This is a genomic window from Methylobacterium sp. Leaf117 (genome assembly GCF_001422985.1).
Lineage (GTDB): Bacteria > Pseudomonadota > Alphaproteobacteria > Rhizobiales > Beijerinckiaceae > Methylobacterium.
On sequence record NZ_LMNL01000010.1, the window covers coordinates 1 to 22,784 of the forward strand.

Below are 22,784 nucleotides of genomic sequence, written 5' to 3' on the forward strand. Positions count from 1 at the left end.
GGCGCGGCACCGAGGTGTCGTTCCTGCCGTCCACCGACACCTCATGGAACGACGCTTGCGCCACCACGCGCAGGCCGCCTAACCTCTCACCCCAGATGGACCAGAGCCTCCGCTCCTGAACACCGCTGAATGTCCCAAATCATCTGACGACGGACAGGCTGGAAGCGATAGGTCAGGCGCGCCACCATCGGCGGGCCCGGATCGACCAGGCAGTCGCAGAGATGCGCCATGAGGCGTTCGTCGCCGTCGAAATCCGTGAGGTCCACCGAGATCTCGATGACCGCACCGAGCTTGTCGTCGCCAAGCCCGTCCCAGAAATGCTCCAGGCCGAGTTGCCGGTCGCGCTCCGACAGTCCCGGATCCAGGATCAGTCGCAGGGCATGGATCAGATTGCTCTTGCCGACCTTGTTCTCGCCCACGACCACGATGTTCCGGCCGGTCTCGATCTCGAAATCCGCGAAATTCGCGAAGTTCCGTATCTTGATCCTGGAAATCCGCACGGCATCGAGCCTTCCCTGCAGGACGTTTCGCCGGAGGATGTCGCACCCGGCACGGGACGATCAACTTAGGCATATATGTCGCCAGGCGGCGCCCGCCATGGAATCTCGGCGGTGAAATCGTGCCCGCTGTTTGCAGTCACCAACTCCGATGACGTCCCGAAGGCGACGCTTCGCTTCGCATATACTCACGGCATCTCGCGACGATCCTCGAAACGCTCCAGCCGCTCCCGCATCCTCCCCATTTCCGCCTCCGCTACGTCAAGCCCCGCCAGGGCCTCGTCCAGCACCTCGTCCGACGCCCGCATCCGGGCCGCCATCTCCTCGCACTCCCCCGCCAGCAGTTCCGCCGCCTTCGCCTGGGCCGCCTCCCACGCTCGCCCACCGCCGTCGCCAGGCGGCCCTGGACCCACTCCGGCAACCCGCCGCCCTCCAAGGCCGACCGGGTATGCCCGCTCCGTTTTCCAGTCCAGCAGCGGACCCACTACACGGTTCGAGCCCCCGCGCCGAAGCTCCGGGCTCACGTTGGGCATAGACAGCCGCACCCCCTTTGCGTGCAGACGGTCCGCCCCCGCGAAAACCTCCACCTTCGTCGGCATCGAAAACCCCCGTGGACAACCCGAGGGATCTCGCGCGAACACGGTTACCCCACGACCCGTGAGCTCGCGACCGCAGGGCGCCACTTCTACGTCTGAGCCCCGTCTCGGGACGTCCCGTGACGCCTCGGGATCCCTAGTCCCACACCGGGAAACCGGCCTGGGGCCATGCCTCCTGGATGGCGTCCGAGGCCCTCCCGTAGAAATCCCACGTGGCCTCGTACCGGGTCTCGCTGGCGATCACGGCGAGGACCTCCATGCGCATCCCGGGACGCTTCCGCACCAGGGCGGGCGGCTCGCCGGGACGAAGGGTGACCCAGGCGACGTCGGGATCCTGCAGGGCCTCGGCGACGAAGTTGCGGGGCAGCCCACCGAAGCGGTCCTTTGGCGCCCGCGCCCCAGGCACCAGGGGCCCGAGGCGGGTCGTCCCCACGTCGCCGGCGCGCCTGACGCCCCCGTGCATCTCCAGGTCGAGATATCCGGCCTGGGTCTCGCGCACGAAGACCAGCGCCGAGGGCGTTCCCCCGTCCGTCCGGGGCGTCGCCTTGTAGACGGCGATGCCCTTAAGGGTGAACGGCTTGGGCCGGTCGAAGGCCGTCAACATCGAGTTCCGGAGGGCGATCCTGACGCGTTCCGCTGTCCCGTTCACCGCGCCGACGAGGGCGGTCTGCACCTCCCCGTTCACGAATGAATCGGCGGCGCTGTCGAAGGCTCGACGGTCGAATTCGAGGGTGATCTCAAGCATGCCGGAAGGGTTGGCCGGCCCCCTGCAACGGCCAACCCTACGCGCGAGATCGGCCGGATTTTCGATTCAGTCCATAGGAGTAACGGGGGGAGCCGATGGGTAGGGCTGAAAAGTCAGCCGTGGTGAGACGAAGGGAGAGGATGAAGGGGATCAGGGCGGAATAGGGTGGCGGGCTGATATGGGCGCACGTCGGCCTGAAAAAGGCGCACGGGGCAAGGCACAAGAGCCCAGGGGATCGGTAACCAGCTTTTGTGGATAAGGCGCACGGATTCTTGACGGGGAATCGAGCCCAGGTGCCTTCTGTGTGGGTGAGATCGCCCAGCCCGGAGAGATGACCGTGTCCCACTTTTCGCACCTCTCCCTCGAAGCCGGCAGCCGAGTCTTCCAGAGCGTCGCCCTCGTGTCCGCCGGTGTCGACGCCGCATTCGATGCGGTCCGCCGCCAGCAGGATCGCGATCGCGGCGCAGTCGAGACCCTCGCCGTCACGCATGCCCGTACTCGGCAGGCCCTCGTCGCCGCCCGGGCTGAGACCGCCGCTGCTCGCGAGACGGCGGCGTGCCTCGGCCGCGAGCTCTCCGCTGCCAACGACCGCGCCGCCCGGGCTGAGGCCGCCCTCGCGCGCCTCATCGCCGCCCTCCACGCATAAAGAAGCCCGCCGGCGGGACCGGCGGGCTTAGGTGGTCGGGTCGTCTGTGGGGCGTCAGCGCGCCCGGGCCCTGTGCGCCACCGGGCCGTAGCCGAGCTCGGCGAGGACGCTGTTCAGGTCCGCGCCCCGGATCCCCCGCGGCGCCGGCATCGCATCCGGGGCGGGCACATCCGGTCGGGCGACCACGACGCCGAGGCTCTTGAGCTGTCCGTCCGCGCCGGCGTTAACGTGAGCTTCGAGCAGCTTCGCCGGAGTCGTGTGGACCCGGCGCAGCGTGGCGACGTCCATGCCCGCAAGCCAGGTCGCCACCAGAGCCGGCAGGGTCCCGAGTTCGGGGGCACCCGGACCCGCACCGTAGACCCGCCGCTCAGCGTGGGCCCCGATCAGGTCCCCGAGGGTGAAGCTCGGCTCGGCGTCGGCCGGAGCCTCATCGAGCGCCCCGTCGAGCGCGGCCGCCGCGAGGTCGGCTGCCGTCATGCGCGGGCCGAAGCCGAGCAGGCGGAACGGCGCCGACAGCATCGAGAAGATCGCCCTAATCAGCGCCGCCAGAAATCTACCCATGTCATGTCCCCCGGGGGCGGGATGCCCCTCTGGGAGGCAGTCTGCCGGAGGGGTCAGCAAGGCACCATGGCGTCGGCGTACCATCATGACTCAAGTATTTAATTGTGCGTTTTCTGCACAATTAAATACTTGCCTTGAGCGCTACTGCATAAACCCAAGAAACGTAGCGGGTTCACGCCTTAGGGGGCTTTGCAATGCTGCGAGTCTATCCTATGTCCTCCTCGCGGCGAGGCATTAGGCGCGCCGCCCCCCAACCATCGGAGGTACAATGGCCTCGACGAGCGCACCCGTTTGCGCGAGCGCTTCCGCTCGCGTGGTTTCCGAAGCAGACGTCCGCGCCCTGCTGCGTGCCGGCGTCGACGAGGCGGGCACGCAGCTCGCCTATGCCCAGCGTCATGGCGTGAACGCCAACGACTTGTGCCAGGCGCTGCGGGGCCGGAAGGCCCCGACGCGATCCCTGCTCCGCTCGGTCGGCGTCACCCGCGCCCTCGTCATCGAGGGAGGCGTCGCATGACCTGGACCCCCGCCCTCGTCGAGCAGGTGAAGGGCCTTTGGCTCAAGCACCACAGCGGCACCGAGATCGCCGTGGCCCTGAGTAAAGAGCACGACATGAAGCTGACGAAGAACTCGATCATCTGCAAAATGCACCGCCTCGGCATGTCCGGTAAGGGCGGGACCCGGCAGTCGATCTGCCGCCCGCCGCCCGTGCGCCGGAAGGACATGACGCCGTCGGCGCTGGAAGCTCTGCGGGAGAGAGAGCGCATCACCCGGGCGCAGCGTAGGGGAGCCAATCCGGTTCCCGCCGCCCGTAGGGAGCGCCCCGCCCCGGCACCGCGCCCCGCCCCGGCTGTCCCGGCGCGCCCCGCCCCCGTCGCCCCGCCCCGCCCCGTCGGGATTCTGCCTTCCCTCGACATCCCCTTGACCGCGCTGCGCGAGGGCATGTGCCGGTTCATCGCTGTCGATCCGCTGGATGTCGTCCCAGCCCCGTGCTGCGGCCACCCGACCGCCGAGGGGTCCTCGTGGTACGAGGGTCACCGCCGGATCTGCACCGTCCCGACCCGGCCGGCCGCCTTCATCCCCAGGAGGGCCGCCTGATGCGCAGCATCTACGACGACGGGTCCAACCCCTCGCTCCTCTTTCACGAGTGGCAGGACGCCGTCTCGGGCCTGCACGACGACGCCGACCCGTCGTGGCCTTACGAATCCGGACAACAGTCCGGCGCGGCGTTCCGCCGGGAACAGCTCGCCCGCCGGGAGGCCCGCCTGGATGCGGCGACCACGACCCTCTTCGGCATGACGAGGGCCGAGGTCAGGGATCAGGACGCGCGCGACACCATCCCCTTCTGAGAGCGAGCCCGGCCACCGCCGGGCATCGCCTTTGATATACGATTGTCTACGAATGGGCCTTGAGATACGCAAAATCTGATATACAATCGTCTACATGGGCCGGGGGTTCGGCGCCCGTTCGAGGGAGCGTGACATGAGGCAGACATCTGACATCGCCGCCGCGAAGGCACAGGCGGACCGCGACCTTCGCGCCGTCAAAGACGCTGCAGCGTCGCTCTCCGCTTTCCGGTGGTCCGTCGAGCGGGCCATGCAGCAACTCGTCGATCGGGCGTCGACCGCGCGGGCATCACTCGACGCATACGCAGATCTGACTGGTTCTGCCGAGGCGCAGGACGCGATCGCTCTCCTCAGCGTGACGGCGGAAAGCGCCGGCGAGGAGGCAGTCCGCGCCATCCTCCAGGGCATTCCCGAGCAGCTGCCGCAGCGTCCGTGCCCCGTGCCTGCCTGACGTTCCCATCGCCGGGACCCTTTGCCCCTAACGAGGAGCCGTGACCCATGACCGAGTACAAGACCTACACCGCTGCCCGCCTCGCCTACCTGACCACCAAGTTCGCCACGGCCGCTGCCTACTTCGAATTCATCAACTCCCGCGATGAGCGCCCGAACGTCGTGGCCGGCAACCTGCCGGGAGACGCCGGGATCTGCTGGACGAATGAGGAGCGGGCCGAGCAGCGATACCTCGATGCGCGCGACGCCCAGCGAGTTGCCCGCTGCGAGATGGAGGCCGCCTACGCCGACCTGCCTACGGACGAGGAGGTCGCCCACGGTGAGGACCACCGTGAACCTTGCGAGCGAGAGTCTTTCGACGGGCACGCCCAGAACGACGCCGGCGAGTATCTCGGAGTCCACTAGGCACAGCTGCCGGGGCCCACGTGCCCCGGCCCTTCGCGAGACTGCGCCCGCCGCCGTCTCGCCGAGGGCCGGATCCGGACTCCCTCGCAAGAGGATCACACCACAGAAGGAGCCAAGACGTGAACGATCAGAACGACTGCCCCCGGGCCCGGGCGAGACAGACGGCCACCGCCCTCAATGACCAGATCTGGGCCCTGAGCGCGGCCGTCATGCGCGTCAGCACGATCAACGGTCTTGCGGCTGCGGACCGGGATATGTGGAAACACATCTTCTTCGACATCAATGACTCCCACCGCAAAGTCATTAGCGCGGTGTTCTGCCTTGAGAAAAGCTACGTGAAATGCGTTTCGGATCGCTTTGACATTAGCGATTGCTACCGGTTGCTTGATTGCGCCGGGATGATCAGCGCCCAGTATTTCGCATCCCAGGCGTCGGACCTGGACTACGCTTCCCATCGGATGGTGTTTTCGGCGCGGATCGACGTCACCACGAGTGTAGCTCGCCTCATCGCGGATCTGCATCGCATCCAGTCGCTGTCCGAGCCCCAGCCCGCCTTAGCTGCCTGAGATCACGCCGGGGCCACGTGCCCCGGCCCTTCGCGAGACTGCGGCCGCCGCCGTCTCGCCGAGGGCCGGCCTGCCTCGAACGAGGAACCCAGACGAAGGAGCATCCCCATGAAACAGGCCAAGACGAACATTCTTGATACGGCGACCCCCGGGATGAGGGCGGTCGTCCTCGCGATCCGGAAGGACTATGGCAGCGGGAGCAATAACCGCTGCAGGGCGATCATCCGGGACATGCCGGCCGAGGCGAAGGCCGGCTTCGTGGTCGCGCGTCATCTCGATGATGCGATCGCGCTCGCCTACAGCATGGACAGCCGGCGGGCGGACAAGAAGGGCCGCGATGTGGGTTGGCGGTCACGCCCGTTCTACGGGCGAAAGTGGATCTTAATGCAGGGAGCCCAGGCGAAGCTCCGGGACGATCGCGCGAAGCTGGCCGAACGGCTGAACCGACCGATTCGCGTCCGCCAGAGCACGCGCCGGGAGGACCTCGCAATCCCGGCGGCCAAGGCGGTGATGAAGCACGGCGCCCCAGGCGGCACGCGTTTTCATGTGCGGATCGCCGAGGTCGCGTCCTATGAGGTCCGGACGGAGAAGAACTGGTTGCGCGTGAACCGCGGTAGGGACCAGTGGGCATCCCTGCAGGACGAGCACTTCATCGAGTTGCTGCCGACCTGGACCGCCACCATCCGGCGCCTCGGGATGGCCACCGTCGAGAAGCGCTTCATCCTCGACGCGACGCCTTTCCTGGAGACGCCCGGCCGCTCGGTCTGGGAGGCCCGGACCGCCCGCACCGGCAGGGGCTACCAGGCCGTCGTCGAGACCGTGTGGCTGAGCTTCTACGGCAAGGCCGTGACTGTCCACACCAGCCTGCACGCTGCGCTCAACGCGAAGCTGCCCGCGCTGCAGGTCGAGATCGAGCGCCCACTGCCGGATGAGGACGACGCCGCCCTTTCCGCCCTCGCCTTCGCCTGAGGAATCCGCCCATGCTTATCAAGAGCAATGACCCGGAGGATATCTGGGAAGAGCCCGAGTACGACCTCTCCCGTCTCGATGCGGAGGCCAAGGTCGCCCGCGAGCATCTGATTGCCATTGGCAGGATCGGATACGGCAGTCGCTGGCAGGCCCCGCTCGCACGTGATCTCGGCCGTCGAGTCGGAGCGGAGATCTCTCGGGCGCAGGTCAATCACTGGGTCACGGGAGAGCGGTCTGTGCCGCTGCACATCCGGCCGCACCTGCTCGACCTCGGTATCCGCATCCGGGATCTGATGCGGATTGGGGCGGACGCACTCGACCGCCTCCTTGTCCCGCCCAAGCCAAAGTTCAAGCGAAGAAGCATCCCCGCCGCCTCGAAGCCGGAGGAGTCCTGATCATGCCCCGTCGCCCCATTCTCCCCGCGGACGACTCGGCTGCCCATGCCGCCTGGATCGCCGAGGCGGTCGCCGCGGTGTTTCACTTCCCGAGGCTTCTCCCGATTCTGAGGCGGCGGGCCGAGCCCCGATTGCCCGAGCCCCGATTGCCGGACCTGTTCATCGACCTTCCCAACGCTCAGGCCGCCCAGCCTGAGTCAGACATGCCGGCCCCTGTTGCGGAGGCCCTCTCCCCGGTTCCGGCCGGCAGCACCATGGAACTCACGTTCGACATGGGGCGCTTCCGGGACGCCCCCAGGCTCGACCGGTGCGAGCCTGGGGACCATGGGTACAAGGTGGCGAGCCCGCCGTTCTATCTGCACGACGAGGATCACTTCGAGCCGTTGGACGAGTTCCTCGGGCAGGTCGTCGGTTTCAGGTCCGCCCGTGCTCTCCTGTTCCGGCGGCGGGATCCCTGCGTCATGGACGGCTGCGAGGTTGGGCAGCGGTACGTCATGCTCAGGTTCTGGGACGACGAGGAGGGCGAGGCTTGGTGCATGCCCGTGGAGGGCGACTGCGATACGGCTGTCAGCACCGCGATGCTGAGAACCCTGACACTCTATAGACGGGGGCGTCGCAAGGCAGCCTGACCCAAGGGGCCTCCTCAGATCTGAGGAGGCCCCTTCTTCATGCGGCGGCCGAGAGGATTCCGGCGGCGGCGTCACCGCGTTCCCGTGCCTCGTTCTCGGCGAGCGCCTCCATGATCTCGGCGATCCGCACCGGGCGGTAATCCCACGCGTCGACCCCGACGTCGCAACTGCGGGCCGTCCCGGGGAGGCTGCCGTGGGAATGCCCGTAGCAGTGGATGTCCCCGCGCCAGATGCCGTCCCAGGTCCTATGGGCGTAATGTGAAAGCCAGACGCCCTGTCCCTTCGTCATGCCTGGGTCCTGGATCACGATCCGACGCGCCTGGACCGGCGGCTCCGACCACGGGAGCCGCATGGCCTTCTCCTCATGGTTCCCGATGCAGAGGTGCTTCCGCCCTCGGAGGCGATCGAAGATCTCACGGGCCTTCACGTGGGAGCAGCCATAGGCGAAATCCCCCACGTGGTGGACGATGTCGTCGTCCCGGACCCTCGCGTTCCAGCGTGCGATGAGAACCTCGTCGTGCTCGTCGATGGACGAGAACGGACGGGGCTTGGCCATGTGGGGCGAGAGGATGCCCTTGTGTGAGAAGTGGCTGTCGCTGGTGAGCCAGGTGACGGGCATGGAGGCCTCCGGATGCATAAGGAAACGCGGGCCGACCGGGGGGACCGGCGGCGGTGGCTGGCCTTCAGGCCAAGCAGCGTTTCGATAGGCGGAGGGTGTGCGTCATGGGCGGATCCTGCCGGACCGGGACTCGGCGGGCAAGGACGGATTCGCGTCGTGGTTACGGCTTCCCTGGCCTGCGGATACAACGCGGCGCACGGCCGGCCGTTGTATCCCCGTTGTATCCCGGGGGGATCAGCAGCAGCAGATCGCTTGAGGGTACGCCCGTAAGCGCCCGTGTAGTCTAGGAAAAAGGAGTGGAGCGGGTACCGGGAATCGAACCCGGGTATTCAGCTTGGAAGGCTGCTGCTCTACCATTGAGCTACACCCGCATCGATGACCAGACGAGCCGATCAGCGAGGTTCGAGACAGCCCAGATTGGGACTGGATCTCGACAGGTTTGGTGGGGGAAGTAGGACTCGAACCTACGAAGCTTACGCAGCGGATTTACAGTCCGCCCCCTTTGCCGCTCGGGACATTCCCCCAAACCGGCCGCCTTCCGGCGGCGCGCCGTCCTTATGATGACGGGTCGGGTCCGAGTCAACCGCGTCGCTCACGCGAAATGCGCGAGATCGCAGATCCGCATCTGCGCCCGTTCGGCCCCGCGCCAGGTATCGACCGACAGCGTGCCGGCGATATGGACCTCGCGGCCGAGTCCCGAGAGGATCGCCTGTCCGAGCGGGCCCTGCGCCGCCCGGAACGCGATGGCGCCGATGGCCTGGCCATCGCGGCTGCGCAGGCGGGCCCGGACGTGTCCGTTGCCCACGATGGCCGCATCGACGATGCGGTGGCGCGCCAGGACGAAGGTGGGTTCGGGCGCCGCCGAACCGAACGGCCCCGCCCGGTGGATCGTCCGGACCAGTTCGGCGGTGACGCCGCCCGCGCTCATCGCCCCGTCCACCAGCAGCGCCTCCACGGACCGGGCCTCCGCCACGGTAACGGCCAGGGCGCCGGCAAGATGGTCGCCGAAGCGGCTCACGTCGAAGCCCGGCAGGGTGACGCCCGCCGCCATGGCGTGGCCGCCGCCCTTGAGAGCCAAGCCGGCCTCCACCGCCGACCGCACGGCCTGACCGAGGTCGGCCCCCGCGATCGAGCGCCCGGAGCCGGTCGCGGTCCCGTCCGGGCGCAGGGCGAAGGCGAAGGCCGGGCGGCCGAAGCGCTCCTTGAGGCGGGCCGCGATCAGCCCGACGATGCCCGGATGCCAGTCGGCCGAGGCCGCGACCAGGACGGGTCGCTCCGGGTCGAGGCTCAGGGCATGATCCATCTCCGCCTCCGCGGCCGCGACGGCCTGAGCCTCGATGGCCTGGCGCTCGCGATTGAGCCGGTCGAGATCGGCGGCGATCCGGGCGGCCTCCGCCGGGTCGGTGGTGGTCAGCAGGGTTGCCCCGAGGGCAGCGTCGCCGATGCGCCCGCCGGCATTGATGCGCGGCCCGACGAGGTAGCCGAGATGCCAGGCTTCCGGCGGCTCGCTCAGGGACGCGGCGTCGAGCAGGGCCGCGAGGCCGACCCGTCCGCGCGCCCGCATCACCTTGAGGCCCTGGACCACGAAGGCGCGGTTGAGGCCGGCGAGCGGGACCACGTCCGCCACCGTGGCGAGGGCGACGAGATCGAGGGATTCGGCGAGGTCGGGCAGCGAGCCGACAAGACCTTCCTGCCCGCGCAGGCGCCGGTTCAGCGCCACGAGGGTGAGGAAGACGACGCCGGCGGCGCAGAGGTGGCCGAGCCCCGACAGGTCGTCGAGGCGGTTCGGATTGACCAGGGCGCAGGCCGGCGGCAGCTGCTCGGGCGCGCCATGGTGGTCGAGCACAACGACGTCAAGGCCGAGCGCCGCGGCGGCTTCGAGGGGCGCGTGGCCGCTGGTCCCGCAATCGACCGTGACCAGCAGGGTGGCGCCGGCCGCGTGCAGAGCGGTGACGGCGGCGACGTTGGGGCCGTAGCCCTCGGTGATCCGGTCGGGGATGTGGATCTGGACGGTGAGGCCGAGGTCGCGCAGGTATCCGGCGAGCAGGGCGGCGCTGGCCGCACCGTCGACGTCATAATCGCCGAAGATCGCGACCCGCTCGCCGGCCATCACCGCGCGGGCGAGGCGGTCCGTCGCCGCCGGCATGTCGACGAGGCAGTCGGGGTCCGGCATCAGGTCGCGCAGGCGCGGGTGCAGGTGGGCCTCGGCCTCGGCCGGACGGATGCCGCGCCCGGCAAGGACGCGGGCGAGCATCTCCGGCAGGGCGTGCGCCTGCACCATGGTGGCGGCGTAGGCCTGGAGCGCCGGATCGGCGCAGCGGTCGCGCCAGGGCCGCCCGAGGACCGAGCGGGTGACGTCGAGGAACGCGCGGGGCGCGTCGAGGGCATGGGCGGCTGACACGGGCCGGAGCATAGCCGCAACCGGGCCGCACGGCTGCATCCGAAACGACAAAGGGGCCGGCGATCGCGCGCCGGCCCCTCGGTTTCGCGGGCAGGTCGTCCGACCCGCCGCGTTTCAGAGGTTCTTGAGGATCTGGTCGACCACCTTCTTGGCGTCGCCGAACAGCATCATGGTGTTGTCGCGGAAGAAGACCTCGTTCTCGACGCCGGCATAGCCGGAGCCCATGCCACGCTTGATGAAGAGCACGGTCTTGGCCTTCTCCACGTCCAGGATCGGCATCCCGTAGATCGGCGAGGCCTTGTCGGTCTTGGCGGCCGGGTTGGTGACGTCGTTGGCGCCGATCACGAAGGCCACGTCGGCCTGCGGGAACTCGCCGTTGATGTCCTCGAGCTCGAAGACCTCGTCGTAGGGCACGTTCGCCTCGGCGAGCAGCACGTTCATGTGGCCGGGCATGCGACCCGCAACCGGGTGGATCGCGTATTTCACGTCCACGCCTTCCTTCTTGAGCATGTCGACCATCTCGCGAAGGCTGTGCTGGGCCTGGGCCACCGCCATGCCGTAGCCCGGCACGATGATGACGCGCTCGGCGTTCTTCATGATGTAGGCGGCGTCGTCGGCCGAGCCCTGCTTGACCGGACGGGTCTCCACCGCGCCGCCCGCGCCGGCCGCCGCGGCATCACCGCCGAAGCCGCCGAGGATCACGGAGATGAACGAGCGGTTCATCGCCTTGCACATGATGTAGGACAGGATCGCACCGGACGAGCCGACCAGCGCACCCGTGATGATGAGCGCGAGGTTGCCCAGGGTGAAGCCGATACCGGCTGCGGCCCAGCCCGAGTAGGAGTTCAGCATCGACACGACGACGGGCATGTCGGCGCCGCCGATCGGGATGATGAGCAGGCCGCCGAGCGCGAAGGACAGCAGCACGATCAGCCAGAAGACCGCCTTGCTTTCGTTGCCGATGAAGATCGCGATCAGCACCACCAGGGCGATGCCGAGGCCGATATTGATGAGGTGGCGCTGGGGCAGCATGATCGGCTTGCCCGACATGCGGCCGTCCAGCTTCAGGAACGCGATGACCGAGCCCGTGAAGGTGATGGCGCCGATGGCGACGCCGAGCGCCATCTCGAACAGCGACTCCTTGTGGATGTGGCCGTTCTCGAGGATGCCCACCGCCTGCGGTGCGTAGAGCGTCGCCGCCGCGCCCATCACGGCCGCGAGGCCGACGAGGGAGTGGAAGGCGGCCACGAGTTGCGGCATCGCCGTCATGGGCACGCGCTTGGCGATGATCGCGCCGGCACCGCCGCCGATGGCGAGGCCCAGGATGACGATGACCCAGGCGCCGAGCCCGGCCGGCGGATGGCCGACCAGGGTGGTGAGCATGGCGAGACCCATGCCGATCATGCCGTACAGGTTGCCCTGCCGCGACGTGGTCGGGTGGGACAGGCCCCGCAGCGCCATGATGAACAGGACGCCGGAAACGATGTAGAGAAGGGATGAGACGTTCTGGGACATGTCTCAGGCCTTCTTCTTGTACATGCCGAGCATGCGCTGGGTGACGAGGAACCCGCCGAAGATGTTCACGCTGGCGAGGATGATGCCGACGAAGCCGAAGAAGCGGGCCCAGCCGGTGCCGTGCTCGATGTAGGGAACGCCGGCGGCCAGGAGCGCGCCGACGATGATCACCGAGGAGATCGCGTTGGTCACCGACATCAGCGGCGTGTGCAGGGCGGGCGTGACCGACCAAACCACGTAGTAGCCGACCAGGATCGCCAGCACGAAGATCGCGAGCTGGAACACCGTCGGGTCGACGGCGCCGTGGGTCACGGCGCTGAGGCCGTGGCCGATGCCGTCTGCGTATTTCTGGGCCTGGAGCGCGTGCTGCTGCGCGATGTCGGCAGCGGTTCGGGCCGCGGCGGCGGCGGCGCGCGCCTGCTCGGCGGCCTGATCGGGGGGAAGCATAGCCATCGTATCCTCCGGCGGGATCAGGATTGGGTCTGGAACGAGGGGTGCGAGACCTGGCCGTCACGGGTCAGGTTGGTCGCCTTGACGAGTTCATCGTCCCATTTAACCGCCAGAGCCTTGGCGTCCTTGTCGACCAGGGTCTCGACGAAGGCATAGAGGTTGCGCGCGTAGAGGCTGGAGGCCGTCGCCGCGAGACGGCCGGCCACGTTGAGGTGGCCGACGATCTTCACCCCCTTGTCGGTCACCACGACTTCGCCGGGCTTGGCACCCTCGACGTTGCCGCCGCGCTCCACCGCCAGGTCGATCAGGACGGAGCCGGGCTTCATCGAGGCGACCATCGCCGCCGACACCAGCTGCGGGGCCGGACGCCCCGGAATCAGCGCCGTGGTGATGACGATGTCCTGCTTGGCGATGTGGGTGGTGACGAGGTCGGCCTGCTTCTTCTTGTACTCGGCCGACATCTCCTTGGCGTATCCGCCCGAGGTCTCGGCCTGCTTGAACTCCTCGTCCTCCACGGCGACGAACTTCGCGCCGAGGGATTCGACCTGCTCCTTGGTGGCCGGGCGCACGTCGGTGGCGGTGACCACCGCGCCCATCCGGCGCGCCGTGGCGATGGCCTGGAGGCCGGCGACGCCGACGCCCATGACGAAGACGCGGGCGGCCGGCACGGTCCCGGCGGCGGTCATCATCATCGGCATGGCGCGGCCATACTCGGAGGCGCCGTCGACCACGGCGCGGTAGCCCGCGAGATTGGCCTGGGACGACAGCACGTCCATCACCTGCGCGCGGGTGATGCGGGGCATCAGCTCCATGGCGAAGGCATCTAGACCGGCTTCCGCCATGGCCCCGAGTTCGGCCTCGTGGCCGTACGGATCCATGATGGCGATGACCGTGGCGCCGCGCGGCAACAGGGCGATCTCCTCGGTCGAGGGACGACGCACCTTGAGCACGAGGTCAGCGGACCCGGCGGCTTCGGAGGCCGATCCGGCCACGGAGGCTCCGGCGGCCTCGTAGTCGGCGTCCGGCACGCCGGCCTTCAGGCCGGCGCCGGACTGGACGGTCACGTCGGCTCCGAGCCCGATGAATTTCTTGACCGTTTCTGGCACCGCCGCGACCCGCGGCTCCGCGGGATCGGTTTCGGACAATACAGCGATGCGCATGCAGGAGTGCTCCTTAAAGGACGGCCCGAAGGCGACCCGCAAAGTCAGTCAGAGATTCAAGGTTGTTCAGGCGAAGAAGAGGTACAGCAGCAGCAGGATGCCGACGGCGGCCGGGGCCTTGTAACCGATGGCGGGTGCCAGGGCGCCGACGGTGCCGGCGACGCCGGACAGGATCACGCCGAAGATCGCGGTCAGCCACGCTTCGCGAATGCCGCCGATGGCGAGAGCGAGGACCCAGCACAGCACCACGCCGGTGCCGATTTCGACGAAACGAACGAAGCCGCGATAGGTCTGCTCGTGAGTCTTCTCGTCCATTGCCGGGCTGTAATGCACGCCGGTCACGGTCTTGGTATCGGCCATCTTGTGGGCGTCCCCTTGGGTATCATCTTGATTTGTTCCAAGGGGATTTAGCGCATGCCAAGGTCGCTCGCAATCGAGATGCGTGCCCCGCATTCGCCACGAACGCCTTTTTATGGCCGCGCTTTCAAGCCGGCCAAGCACCTTTGCGCTGCACCATCAATTCAGGTCGCAGTTCAGGTCGCAGTTCAAGTCGGAAGCCCGAGCCCGGCTTTGGTCAGGGCCTCGCCCTGGCGCGTCTCGAGTTCCGCAAGCGAAAACTTGTCGATCTCGGCTTCGAACAACCGGTGGTAGTTCAGCTCCGAGCGCAGGTGAAGGAACACGGCGCCGAGCCCGACGGCCGCCCGATCCATGAAGACGAATTCCTGCGGGATTGTGACAGGACCGCGGGCCTTGAGCGCCTGATGCACCTCGAAGGCCTGGCGCCGGCCGTATTCGCCCGGCTTCACGCCGTCCGCGACGGTGCGTGTGCGATCCTCCAGAATCGGGCCATAGATAAAGCGGGCCCAGATGTTGAGGATCTCGACCAGTTCCTTGTTGAGGTTCTTGAAGCCCCAGGTTTCATAGGCGTGGACGATACGGGCATTGTCGTTGGTCAGGAGGCCTCGGTAGAGATCCACCACGCCGCCGACGAAGCGCGGATGGAAGATGCGGACGCAGCCGTAATCGAGCAGGTTGATACCCTGTGCCTCGCCGCCTTCCGAGAACACCGTGTAGTTGCCGAGATGGGGATCGCCGTGGATCACGGCGGCCCGGCTGAAGGGATGCCACCAGGCCTTGAACATGGACCGCGCGAGGCGGTTGCGGATCTCCACCGGCGACTCGGCGAAGTTCAGGATGCGCTCGCCGTCGAGCCAGCCCAGCGTCAGCAGGCGCTTCGTCGACAGATCCTTGTGGATGGGCGGCACCCGCACGGCATCGACGTCGCGCAGGACGTTGCCGTACAGCACGGCGTGCTTGGCCTCGCGCTCGTAATCGAGCTCCTCGCGCACGCGGGCACCGATCTCCTTGGCGATTTCGCGCGTGTCGAGCCAGGACGACATGCGCCGATGCAGGGCGAAGGCGATCTCGAGCTGCTTCAGGTCGGCCTCGACGGCCGACTGCATGTCGGGATACTGGAGCTTGCAGGCGAGCCGGGTGCCGTCGAGGGCCGTCGCCCGATGGACTTGGCCCAGTGAGGCGGCAGCCGCGGGCTTCAGGTCGAAGGCCTGGAAGCGCGACTGCCAGTCGGCCCCGAGTTCGGCCATCATCCGGCGCTTGACGAAGGCCGCGCCCATGGGCGGCGCATCGGCCTGCAGCTTCTGCAGTTCGGTGGCGTATTCCGGCGGCAGCAGATCCGGCACGGTGGCGAGGAGTTGGGCCACCTTCATGATCGGCCCCTTGAGCCCGCCGAGGGCTTGGGCCAGGGCGGCCGCGTTGGTCGGGGCCTCCTTGCCGCCGAACAGCTTGGCGCCGGCCATCCGCGCCGCGACCCCGCCGACATTGGCCCCGACGCGGGCATAGCGGCCGGCACGGGCGGAGAAGCGGTTGGCTTCGCGATCGATCTCGCTCATCGGAATCATTCAACTCGTCGGGAGAGGCTCCTCCCGAGATAAGCGCGCCGCCCGCGCTTGCCAGGGCGGCGGGCTCATGGGTCGCGGACCCGCGCTTACGCCTCCGGCCAGTTGTCGCGAATCCAGCGGGTGAGCCCGGCCTCGTCGATCTCGCCGGCGGCGAGGCCGAGGATCATCACCACGGCTTGTGCTTCCTCGACGAGGAAATCGATCCCGTTCAAGCCGAGAAACGTAATCAGAGACAGGAAAGCCGCTCGCTTGTTCCCGTCGATGAACGGATGGTTCTTGGCGATGCCGAATGCGTAGGCCGCTGCCAATTCGGCGAGGTCCGTCTCACCATAGGCCGCTCTGTTGATCGGGCGACCAAGGGCCGATTCGAGTGCGCCTACGTCACGAAGGCCTCCGGGGCCGCCAAAGAGCCTGAGTTGACGGGCGTGGATGGCCTGAACGAGATCGCTCGTTAGCCAGACGATCTCGCTCATTTGGCGAGTTCGGTCAGAGCATTCCGATACGTCTTCATCGCGCGCTCGGCGATCTCCAATCCCTTCTCGAAGGTCGGGTCGAGGGGAGAGAGACGGATCGAACCATCGGCATGTTCGCTGACGGACAGCCAGTCGCCCTGGGACAGGTTGAGCTTTGCCATCAGCTCCTTCGGCAGGATCAGCCCGGTCGAATTGCCGATCTTCTTGACTTCAAGCTTCATCGCGAACCGCCTCCCGTTGTACGAAGCGTACAACGGGAGGCGGAGATCGTCCAGCGTCAAGCGCCGAGAGCTAAGCGGCGTTAGGCGTCTTCCATTCCTTCCAGCTCGACGATCATGCCCTCGATCATCGACAGGCCGATCTGCCAGAAGCCCGGATCGCGGGCGTCCAGGCCGAACGGGGCGAGGAGTTCGCCGTAGGGCTTGGCACCGCCCGCCGACAGCAGGGCGAAGTAGCGCTCGACGAAACCGTCCTCGGCTTTGGCGTAGACGCCGTAGAGCGAGTTCACCAGGCAGTCGCCGAAGGCGTAGGCGTAGACGTAGAACGGCGAGTGGATGAAGTGCGGGATGTAGGCCCAGAACGGCTCGTAGCCCGAATCCAGGGCGATGGCCGGGCCGAGGCTCTCGGCCTGCACCGACATCCACAGGCCGTTGATCTGCTCGGCGGTCAGCTCGCCCTGCGCCCGGGCGAGGTGGACCTTGCGCTCGAAGGCGTAGAACGCGATCTGGCGCACCACCGTGTTGATCATGTCCTCGACCTTGGCGGCCAGCATCGCCCGGCGCTGCGAGACGCTGGAGGTCGCCGCGAGCAGGCGGCGGAAGGTCAACATCTCGCCGAACACGCTGGCGGTCTCAGCCAGGGTCAGGGGCGTCGGCGCCATCAAGGCGCCGTTCGGGCCCGCGAGCACCTGGTGCACGCCGTGCCCGAGCTCGTGCGCGAGGGTCATCACGTCGCGCGGCTTGCCCTGGTAATTGACCAGCACGTAGGGGTGGGCCGAGGGGACGGTCGGGTGCGCGAAGGCGCCCGGCGCCTTGCCGGGCCGGGTCGGCGCGTCGATCCAGTTGCGGTCGAAGAAGGTGCGGGCGATGTCGGCCATGCGCGGCGAGAACGCCCCGTAGGCGTTCAGCACGGTGTCGCGGGCCTCGGTCCACGGGATGGTGCGCTGTTCCACCTTCGGCAGCGGCGCATTGCGGTCCCAATACGGCAGCGCCTCGACGCCGAACCACCGGGCCTTCAGGCGATAATAGCGGTGCGACAGGCGCGGATAGGCCGCTTGCACCGCCTCCACCATCGCGGCGACCACCTCCGGCTCGACGCGGTTCGACAGGTGGCGGGCATCGGCCACGTCGGCGAAGCCGCGCCAGCGGTCCGAGATCTCCTTGTCCTTGGCCAGCGTGTTGGTGATCAGCGTGAAGGTGCGCAGGTTCGCCCGGAAGACGTCGCTGAGCGCGCCCGCGGCTTCCTTGCGCACGGTGCCGTCCGGGTCCTGGAGCTTGTTGAGGGTGGGCTCCAGGGTCAGCTGCTCGCCCTGGACGGGGAAGCGCAGCGACGCGATCGTGCCGTCGAAGAGCCGGTTCCAGGCCGAGCGGCCGGTGACGGATTTTTCGAGGAACAGCTTCTCGGTGCGGTCGTCGAGCTGGAACGGCTTCTCCCGGCGCAGGTCCTCGATCCACGGCGCGTAATGCGCCAGCGGTCCGTCGGCCATCGCCCGGTCCATCTCCGCATCCGGAATCCGATTCAGCTCCAGGGCGAAGAACAGCAGATGGCTGGAGGCCGTGGTCAGGCGCTCCTGGGTGTCGCCGTAGAACTTCTCCCGGCGCTCGTCGGTGGTGTCGCCGGAATAGACGAGGCCCGCGAACGACATCAGCCGGCCGAGCAGGTCCTCGATGCCCTCGTAGGCCGCCACCGCCTCGGCGAGCTGGGCCGACGCGTCGGGGGCGGAGGCCATCGCGGCGAGACGGCCGGCATAGCGCTCCGAGAACCGGGCGCAGTCGGCCTCCGCGCGGGCGAGATCGGCGGTGAAGTCGGGGGCGTCGATGCCCGCGTAGAGGTCGGTCAGGTCCCATTCGGGCAGCACGCCGAGATCGGCTGCGTGGGCGGCGGCCCGCGCCGCGCTGGCCCCTTCCGCATTCGCGACGATGCCCGACAGGCTGGCATGGGCGACGGCTCGGCTCGGCATGATGGTTTCTTTCTTCGCGACACGACCTGGGCGACTCGACGGTGCCAGGCGCTGATATCGAGCGCCCGGCGGGCGCGATCAATCCGGCGTGAGGAGAATCCTGCCGCTTGCAGCGCTTTCCCGGGGGGATTCGGCAAAGGGTCACACCCACCCTGGTCTTCACCGCGAAAAGTCTGATCGTCGTTAAGCGCGGCTTTACGGTCTTGGGTCACCCTACGGTTCGAAACGAAACAAACCGGCGGTGCGCAGCCGGGCGAACCCGTGTCGCCCGCTCTCCTCCGCTTGCGAAACGCGAGGCGCTCCCATGTCGACAACGGTCCTCATCGTCGACGATGATCCCGTCCAGCGCCGTCTCGCCGAGGCGATGGTGCGGCGCCTCGGCTTCAACGCCAAGGTGGCCGAGAGCGGCGAGCAAGGTCTCGAAACCCTGCGCGCCGGCGATCCGATCGACGTGGTGCTCCTCGACCTCGTCATGCCGGGCGGCCTCGACGGCCTCGCGGTGATGGCCGAGATGCGCAAGACCGGCCTCGACGTTCCGGTGATCGTGCAGACCTCGAACGGTTCAATCGATGCCGTGGTGACGGCGATGCGGGCGGGCGCCGTCGATTTCGTGGTCAAGCCGGCGGGTGCCGAGCGGCTGCAGGTCTCGATCAAGAACGCCCTCAAGGTCGATCAGCTCGAGGAAGAGGTTCGCCGCATGCGCCGGCGCGCCTCCGGCGCCCTCAGCTTCAAGGACCTGACCTCGCGCAGCCCCGACATGGACCGGGTGATCCGGCTCGCCGAGCGCTCGGCCAAATCGAACATCCCGGTCCTGATCGAGGGCGAATCCGGCGTCGGCAAGGAAGTGCTGGCCCGCGCGATCCAGGGCTCGGGCGACCGGCGCGGCAAGGCCTTCGTCACCGTCAATTGCGGCGCGATCCCCGACAACCTCGTCGAATCCACCCTGTTCGGCCACGAGAAGGGCGCCTTCACCGGCGCCACCGATCGTCACGTCGGCAAGTTCGTCGAAGCCTCGGGCGGCACGCTGTTCCTCGACGAGATCGGCGAACTGCCGCTCGACGCCCAGGTCAAGCTTCTGCGCGCCCTGCAGGAAGGCGAGGTCGATCCGGTCGGCGGCAAGCGCAGCGTGCGCGTCGACATCCGGCTGATCTCGGCGACGAACCGCTCGCTGCTCGATCTCGTCAAGCAGGGCCGCTTCCGCGAGGACCTGTATTACCGGCTCAACGTGTTCCCCATGACGCTGCCGCCCCTGCGCGCCCGCCGGGAGGACATTCCCGATCTGGTGCGCTCGTTCTGCGCGCGCTTCGCCGCCGAAGAGGGCAAGCGCGTCCGGGCCATCACCCCCGAGGCGATGGCGCTGCTCACCCGTTACGGTTGGCCCGGCAATGTCCGCCAGTTGGAGAATGCGCTGTTCCGGGCGGTGGTGCTGGCCGATGGCGACGAGCTGACGGTGTCGGAATTTCCGCAGATCGCCGCACAGGTCGAAGGCTTCGACGTCCGGATTCCCGCCGCTCCGCTGCAGCCGATGGTGCAGCACGGCGCCCCGGAACCGGTGCGCGAGATCGTTCGGGTCGAGGTCCGCGATCCGCACGCCATGAGCCTCGTCGCCGAGGAGACCGGCGAGATGAAGACCATGGAAGGGCTGGAAGCGGAGATCATCCGGTTCGCGCTGCAATATTACCGCGGCCGCATGTCCGAGGTGTCGCGCCGCCTCGGAATCGGCCGATCCACCCTCTATCGCAAGCTCAAGGACCTCGGCCTCGAGGACGGCGACAAGGCCGACGAGGCCGCGGCCTGAGGTCTTGCTCCGAAATCTCGGCTTGAGACCGCACGATGCGGTCTTAAGCCGGGGTCTCGACATGGCGTGCGGGTCGACGCACCCGTATCGCCCCGGGACGGCCCAACGGCGCAGGTGCATTTGCACACGCGCCCGCTTGGCCCGATTGTCCTAATCCGATCGGCCTGCCGGGTCGGTCCTGAGGAGTTGCCATCATGGGCGTTTCGCGCTCCGCCTCCGTTGCGCTGTCCGCCCTGCTGGCGGGCTGCATCGGCTATACGGCCCAGGCTCAGACCCAGGCCCAGACCCTGCCCTCCGACGAGGTGACGGCTCAGGCCAAATCGGCCGAAGCGGCCCAGGCCAAATCGCCCGAAGCAGCCGTCGCGCCCGTCGTGAAAAGCGTCTCCGTCGATGCGGCCGCCCCGGCGGTCGAGCCGGCCGCGCCGCAGGCGGGTGCTGCGGCCACATCGACAGGATCCGCACCCGACGCAGCCGCGTCCGCACCGGTCGCCGAGGCGCCGCCGCCCCTCCCCGCCGATCCCCAGGGGGCGGCCGTCGCCGCACGGCTCCTCGATCCGGCACCGCTTCTGCCACGCCTCTCCACGAAGGAGCGCGAGGCCATCCAGGCCTTCTACGCACTGGGCGCCTTCAAGCCGGTCTGGATCGTCGACGGCGCCCTGACCCCGGCGGCCAAATCCGCCGCCGCCCGCCTCGCCGCCGCCGGCGAGGACGGCCTCACCTCCTCGGCCTACCCGGTGCCGGTCCTCGGCACGCAGGGCGCCACCGAGGCACAGATCGCCGAGGCCGACCTGAAGCTGTCGGCCGCGGTGGTGCTCTACGCCCGCGACGCGCGCGGCGGCCGCATCCACCTCGCCAGCCTGTCCCGGCTGATCACCCCGACCCTCGACCTGCCCGCCCCCGACGCGGTCCTCGGCCGCATCGCCTCCGCGGGAGCCCAGGCCGGCGCGCTGCTGCAGGGCTACAATCCGGCTCAGCCCGGCTACCTCGCCCTCAAGGCGCGGCTGGCGATCCTGCGCGGGCACGGTGAGACCCCGGCCGCCCCCAGCGTCCAGCTGCCGCCCGGTCCCGTGCTGAAGCTCGGCATGAGCGATCCGCGGGTGCCGGCCCTGCGCACCCGCTTCGGCCTGGAGACACGGACCGCCGGCACCCTCGATGCCGGTCCCGGCGATCCGCAGACCTACGATGCCCGGGTGGTCGCCGCCGTCACGGGTTTCCAGCGCGCCCGCGGACTGGCGCCCAACGGCCATCTGACGCCGCAGACCGTGGCGGCGCTCGCCCGGCCGGACTCCGCCGCCCGGCCCGATGCCGGCGAGGCCGCGCTGATCGTCAACATGGAGCGCTGGCGCTGGCTGCCCTCCGACCTCGGCCGCGACTACGTCCTGGTCAACATCCCCGAGTTCCGCCTGCGGGTGATCCGGGACGGCCGGCAGCGGGATGAGGCGCGGGTCATCGTCGGCAAGACGGAATCGCCGACGCCGATCTTTTCCGGGATGATGGAATACGCGGTGGTCAATCCGTCCTGGAACGTGCCGCCCTCGATCCTGAAGAACGAGTTCCTGCCCGGGCTCGCCCGCGATCCGAACTACGCGGCGCGGCGCGGCTACGAGGTGGTCTATCGCAACGGCAACGTCTCGGTGCGCCAGCCGCCGGGCGAGCGCAATGCCCTCGGGTTCATCAAGTTCATGTTCCCGAACAACCATGCGGTCTACCTGCACGACACACCGAACCGCAGCCTGTTTTCGTCGTCCCAGCGCGCCCTCAGCCATGGCTGCGTGCGCGTCGACGACCCCTTCCGCTTCGCCGATGCGGTCCTGCCCGAGGCCTGGTCGAGCGAGCGCCTGAAGAAGCTCATCGGCAAGGGCGAGCGCCAGATCCGCCTGCCCGAGAAGCTGCCCGTGCACCTCGCCTACTTCACCGCATCGGTGGACGAGACCGGGAGCCTGCGCACCCTGCCGGATCTCTACGGCTACGATGCGCGCATGAAGATCGCCCTCGGCCTCAGCCCCGGCAGCCTCCTGGTCGCCAAGGCGAAGGAGGGCAAGAGCCCGGATCAGGCACGTCGCGGCACTCAGAAGCCGACCGTGACCGGCCGGACCGGTCCCGCCCTCACGGGCGCCCCGAAGCCGATGGCCGAGGTGCGGCGCCAGCGCGTCCGCGAGGTCAACTCGGAGACGGGATCGGCCGCGCGGGGGAATCCCGGCCGCGCTCCGGGCGATTTCGGCGAGCCCGACCTGTGGACGCCGCGTCCGGGCCGGCCCCTGAACAGCTGGTGGTAGGCCCGACGCGCCGGGGACGATGCTGAAGCGGGGTTTCATCGACCGCGCCGGCACCGTTTCGACCGGCCGACATCTTGGCGACGTCATTCCCATCGCGGGCGAATAGTCTCGACGACAGGACCATAAGCCTGGGTGTGCGTCTGCGCACAGCCGGGCACGATTTCGCCACGGTTGAGACCTAGCCGTTAACGC

26 protein-coding genes and 2 tRNA genes are annotated in these 22,784 nt (G+C 68.3%); 12 read left to right on the forward strand and 16 right to left on the reverse strand.

Translation table 11 applies throughout. The features are described from left to right. Window positions 1–86 precede the first annotated feature (86 nt). From ASF57_RS06625 to ASF57_RS06635, 3 genes are all read right to left on the reverse strand, one after another. Window positions 87–500 (reverse strand): AAA family ATPase, encoded by a 414-nt coding sequence (locus ASF57_RS06625; protein WP_056481249.1) that lies wholly within the window; start codon window positions 498–500, stop codon window positions 87–89. A 185-nt stretch (window positions 501–685) separates the two neighbouring features. After that, window positions 686–1,096, reverse strand: coding sequence for a DNA-binding protein (locus tag ASF57_RS06630; RefSeq protein ID WP_056481252.1), 411 nt, complete (start codon window positions 1,094–1,096; stop codon window positions 686–688). 133 nt (window positions 1,097–1,229) lie between these two features. After that, window positions 1,230–1,838, reverse strand: a complete 609-nt coding sequence (locus ASF57_RS06635; protein WP_056481255.1) for a hypothetical protein — start codon at window positions 1,836–1,838, stop codon at window positions 1,230–1,232. 337 nt (window positions 1,839–2,175) lie between these two features. On the opposite strand from ASF57_RS06635, the gene ASF57_RS06640 reads away from it, so the two are divergent. Further along, the gene (locus ASF57_RS06640; protein ID WP_156375999.1) at window positions 2,176–2,484 is read left to right on the forward strand and encodes a hypothetical protein; all 309 of its coding nucleotides are present in this window, start codon (window positions 2,176–2,178) and stop codon (window positions 2,482–2,484) included. A 54-nt stretch (window positions 2,485–2,538) separates the two neighbouring features. On the opposite strand, the gene ASF57_RS06645 is transcribed toward ASF57_RS06640, so the two are convergent. Next, window positions 2,539–3,045, reverse strand: coding sequence for a hypothetical protein (locus ASF57_RS06645; RefSeq protein ID WP_156376000.1), 507 nt, complete (start codon window positions 3,043–3,045; stop codon window positions 2,539–2,541). A gap of 313 nt (window positions 3,046–3,358) precedes the next feature. Between ASF57_RS06645 and ASF57_RS06650 the strand changes: the two genes are divergently transcribed. From ASF57_RS06650 to ASF57_RS06690, 9 genes are all read left to right on the forward strand, one after another. Beyond that, window positions 3,359–3,559, forward strand: a complete 201-nt coding sequence (locus ASF57_RS06650) for a hypothetical protein (RefSeq protein ID WP_056481264.1) — start codon at window positions 3,359–3,361, stop codon at window positions 3,557–3,559. Then, window positions 3,556–4,140: a GcrA family cell cycle regulator gene (locus tag ASF57_RS06655; RefSeq protein WP_056481267.1), complete on the forward strand. Its 585-nt coding sequence runs from the start codon at window positions 3,556–3,558 to the stop codon at window positions 4,138–4,140. The genes ASF57_RS06650 and ASF57_RS06655 overlap by 4 nt, the downstream gene beginning before the upstream one ends. Beyond that, on the forward strand, window positions 4,140–4,391 hold the full coding sequence (locus ASF57_RS06660; protein WP_056481270.1) for a hypothetical protein: 252 nt from the start codon (window positions 4,140–4,142) through the stop codon (window positions 4,389–4,391). The genes ASF57_RS06655 and ASF57_RS06660 overlap by 1 nt, the downstream gene beginning before the upstream one ends. A 133-nt stretch (window positions 4,392–4,524) precedes the next feature. Then, complete coding sequence (locus ASF57_RS06665) at window positions 4,525–4,839, forward strand: hypothetical protein (protein WP_156376001.1); 315 nt, start codon at window positions 4,525–4,527, stop codon at window positions 4,837–4,839. Window positions 4,840–4,886: 47 nt separating this feature from the next. Next, window positions 4,887–5,243, forward strand: a complete 357-nt coding sequence (locus ASF57_RS06670) for a hypothetical protein (RefSeq protein WP_056481276.1) — start codon at window positions 4,887–4,889, stop codon at window positions 5,241–5,243. 119 nt (window positions 5,244–5,362) lie between these two features. Then, the gene (locus ASF57_RS06675) at window positions 5,363–5,809 is read left to right on the forward strand and encodes a hypothetical protein (RefSeq protein ID WP_056481279.1); all 447 of its coding nucleotides are present in this window, start codon (window positions 5,363–5,365) and stop codon (window positions 5,807–5,809) included. A 108-nt stretch (window positions 5,810–5,917) separates the two neighbouring features. Further along, entirely contained in the window at window positions 5,918–6,778 is an 861-nt protein-coding gene (locus ASF57_RS06680; protein ID WP_056481282.1) for a hypothetical protein, read from the forward strand. 11 nt (window positions 6,779–6,789) lie between these two features. Further along, entirely contained in the window at window positions 6,790–7,173 is a 384-nt protein-coding gene (locus tag ASF57_RS06685; RefSeq protein ID WP_056481285.1) for a hypothetical protein, read from the forward strand. Window positions 7,174–7,175: 2 nt separating this feature from the next. Beyond that, window positions 7,176–7,802 carry a hypothetical protein gene (locus tag ASF57_RS06690; RefSeq protein WP_056481289.1) on the forward strand — a complete coding sequence of 209 codons (627 nt, stop codon included), beginning with the start codon at window positions 7,176–7,178 and terminating at the stop codon, window positions 7,800–7,802. 37 nt (window positions 7,803–7,839) lie between these two features. Here ASF57_RS06690 and ASF57_RS06695 read toward each other — a convergent pair whose 3' ends face one another. The 12 genes from ASF57_RS06695 to ASF57_RS06750 form a co-directional block, all read right to left on the reverse strand. After that, on the reverse strand, window positions 7,840–8,421 hold the full coding sequence (locus ASF57_RS06695; RefSeq protein WP_056481331.1) for a metallophosphoesterase: 582 nt from the start codon (window positions 8,419–8,421) through the stop codon (window positions 7,840–7,842). A gap of 297 nt (window positions 8,422–8,718) precedes the next feature. After that, window positions 8,719–8,792: transfer RNA gene (locus tag ASF57_RS06700), tRNA-Gly, on the reverse strand. Window positions 8,793–8,861: 69 nt separating this feature from the next. Next, window positions 8,862–8,945 (reverse strand) — tRNA-Tyr (locus ASF57_RS06705). 68 nt (window positions 8,946–9,013) lie between these two features. Further along, window positions 9,014–10,834, reverse strand: coding sequence for a single-stranded-DNA-specific exonuclease RecJ (recJ, locus tag ASF57_RS06710; RefSeq protein WP_056481292.1), 1,821 nt, complete (start codon window positions 10,832–10,834; stop codon window positions 9,014–9,016). 102 nt (window positions 10,835–10,936) lie between these two features. Then, window positions 10,937–12,337 carry an NAD(P)(+) transhydrogenase (Re/Si-specific) subunit beta gene (locus tag ASF57_RS06715; RefSeq protein ID WP_056180830.1) on the reverse strand — a complete coding sequence of 467 codons (1,401 nt, stop codon included), beginning with the start codon at window positions 12,335–12,337 and terminating at the stop codon, window positions 10,937–10,939. Window positions 12,338–12,340: 3 nt separating this feature from the next. Continuing rightward, window positions 12,341–12,790, reverse strand: a complete 450-nt coding sequence (locus tag ASF57_RS06720; protein WP_056180833.1) for a proton-translocating transhydrogenase family protein — start codon at window positions 12,788–12,790, stop codon at window positions 12,341–12,343. Between the two features lie 17 nt (window positions 12,791–12,807). Continuing rightward, complete coding sequence (locus tag ASF57_RS06725; RefSeq protein ID WP_056481295.1) at window positions 12,808–13,947, reverse strand: Re/Si-specific NAD(P)(+) transhydrogenase subunit alpha; 1,140 nt, start codon at window positions 13,945–13,947, stop codon at window positions 12,808–12,810. A 66-nt stretch (window positions 13,948–14,013) separates the two neighbouring features. Continuing rightward, complete coding sequence (locus tag ASF57_RS06730) at window positions 14,014–14,307, reverse strand: aa3-type cytochrome c oxidase subunit IV (RefSeq protein ID WP_056180837.1); 294 nt, start codon at window positions 14,305–14,307, stop codon at window positions 14,014–14,016. A 185-nt stretch (window positions 14,308–14,492) separates the two neighbouring features. Then, complete coding sequence (locus ASF57_RS06735) at window positions 14,493–15,857, reverse strand: AarF/ABC1/UbiB kinase family protein (protein ID WP_056481334.1); 1,365 nt, start codon at window positions 15,855–15,857, stop codon at window positions 14,493–14,495. 95 nt (window positions 15,858–15,952) lie between these two features. Beyond that, window positions 15,953–16,339, reverse strand: coding sequence for a type II toxin-antitoxin system death-on-curing family toxin (locus tag ASF57_RS06740; RefSeq protein ID WP_056481298.1), 387 nt, complete (start codon window positions 16,337–16,339; stop codon window positions 15,953–15,955). Beyond that, complete coding sequence (locus ASF57_RS06745) at window positions 16,336–16,560, reverse strand: AbrB/MazE/SpoVT family DNA-binding domain-containing protein (protein WP_056481301.1); 225 nt, start codon at window positions 16,558–16,560, stop codon at window positions 16,336–16,338. The genes ASF57_RS06740 and ASF57_RS06745 overlap by 4 nt, the downstream gene beginning before the upstream one ends. A gap of 80 nt (window positions 16,561–16,640) precedes the next feature. After that, the gene (locus ASF57_RS06750; protein ID WP_056481304.1) at window positions 16,641–18,518 is read right to left on the reverse strand and encodes a M3 family oligoendopeptidase; all 1,878 of its coding nucleotides are present in this window, start codon (window positions 18,516–18,518) and stop codon (window positions 16,641–16,643) included. Between the two features lie 304 nt (window positions 18,519–18,822). On the opposite strand from ASF57_RS06750, the gene ASF57_RS06755 reads away from it, so the two are divergent. Both ASF57_RS06755 and ASF57_RS06760 read left to right on the forward strand, forming a co-directional pair. Further along, window positions 18,823–20,316, forward strand: coding sequence for a sigma-54 dependent transcriptional regulator (locus tag ASF57_RS06755; RefSeq protein WP_056180849.1), 1,494 nt, complete (start codon window positions 18,823–18,825; stop codon window positions 20,314–20,316). Window positions 20,317–20,510: 194 nt separating this feature from the next. Next, window positions 20,511–22,592 carry a L,D-transpeptidase family protein gene (locus ASF57_RS06760; protein ID WP_056481308.1) on the forward strand — a complete coding sequence of 694 codons (2,082 nt, stop codon included), beginning with the start codon at window positions 20,511–20,513 and terminating at the stop codon, window positions 22,590–22,592. Window positions 22,593–22,784 lie beyond the last annotated feature (192 nt).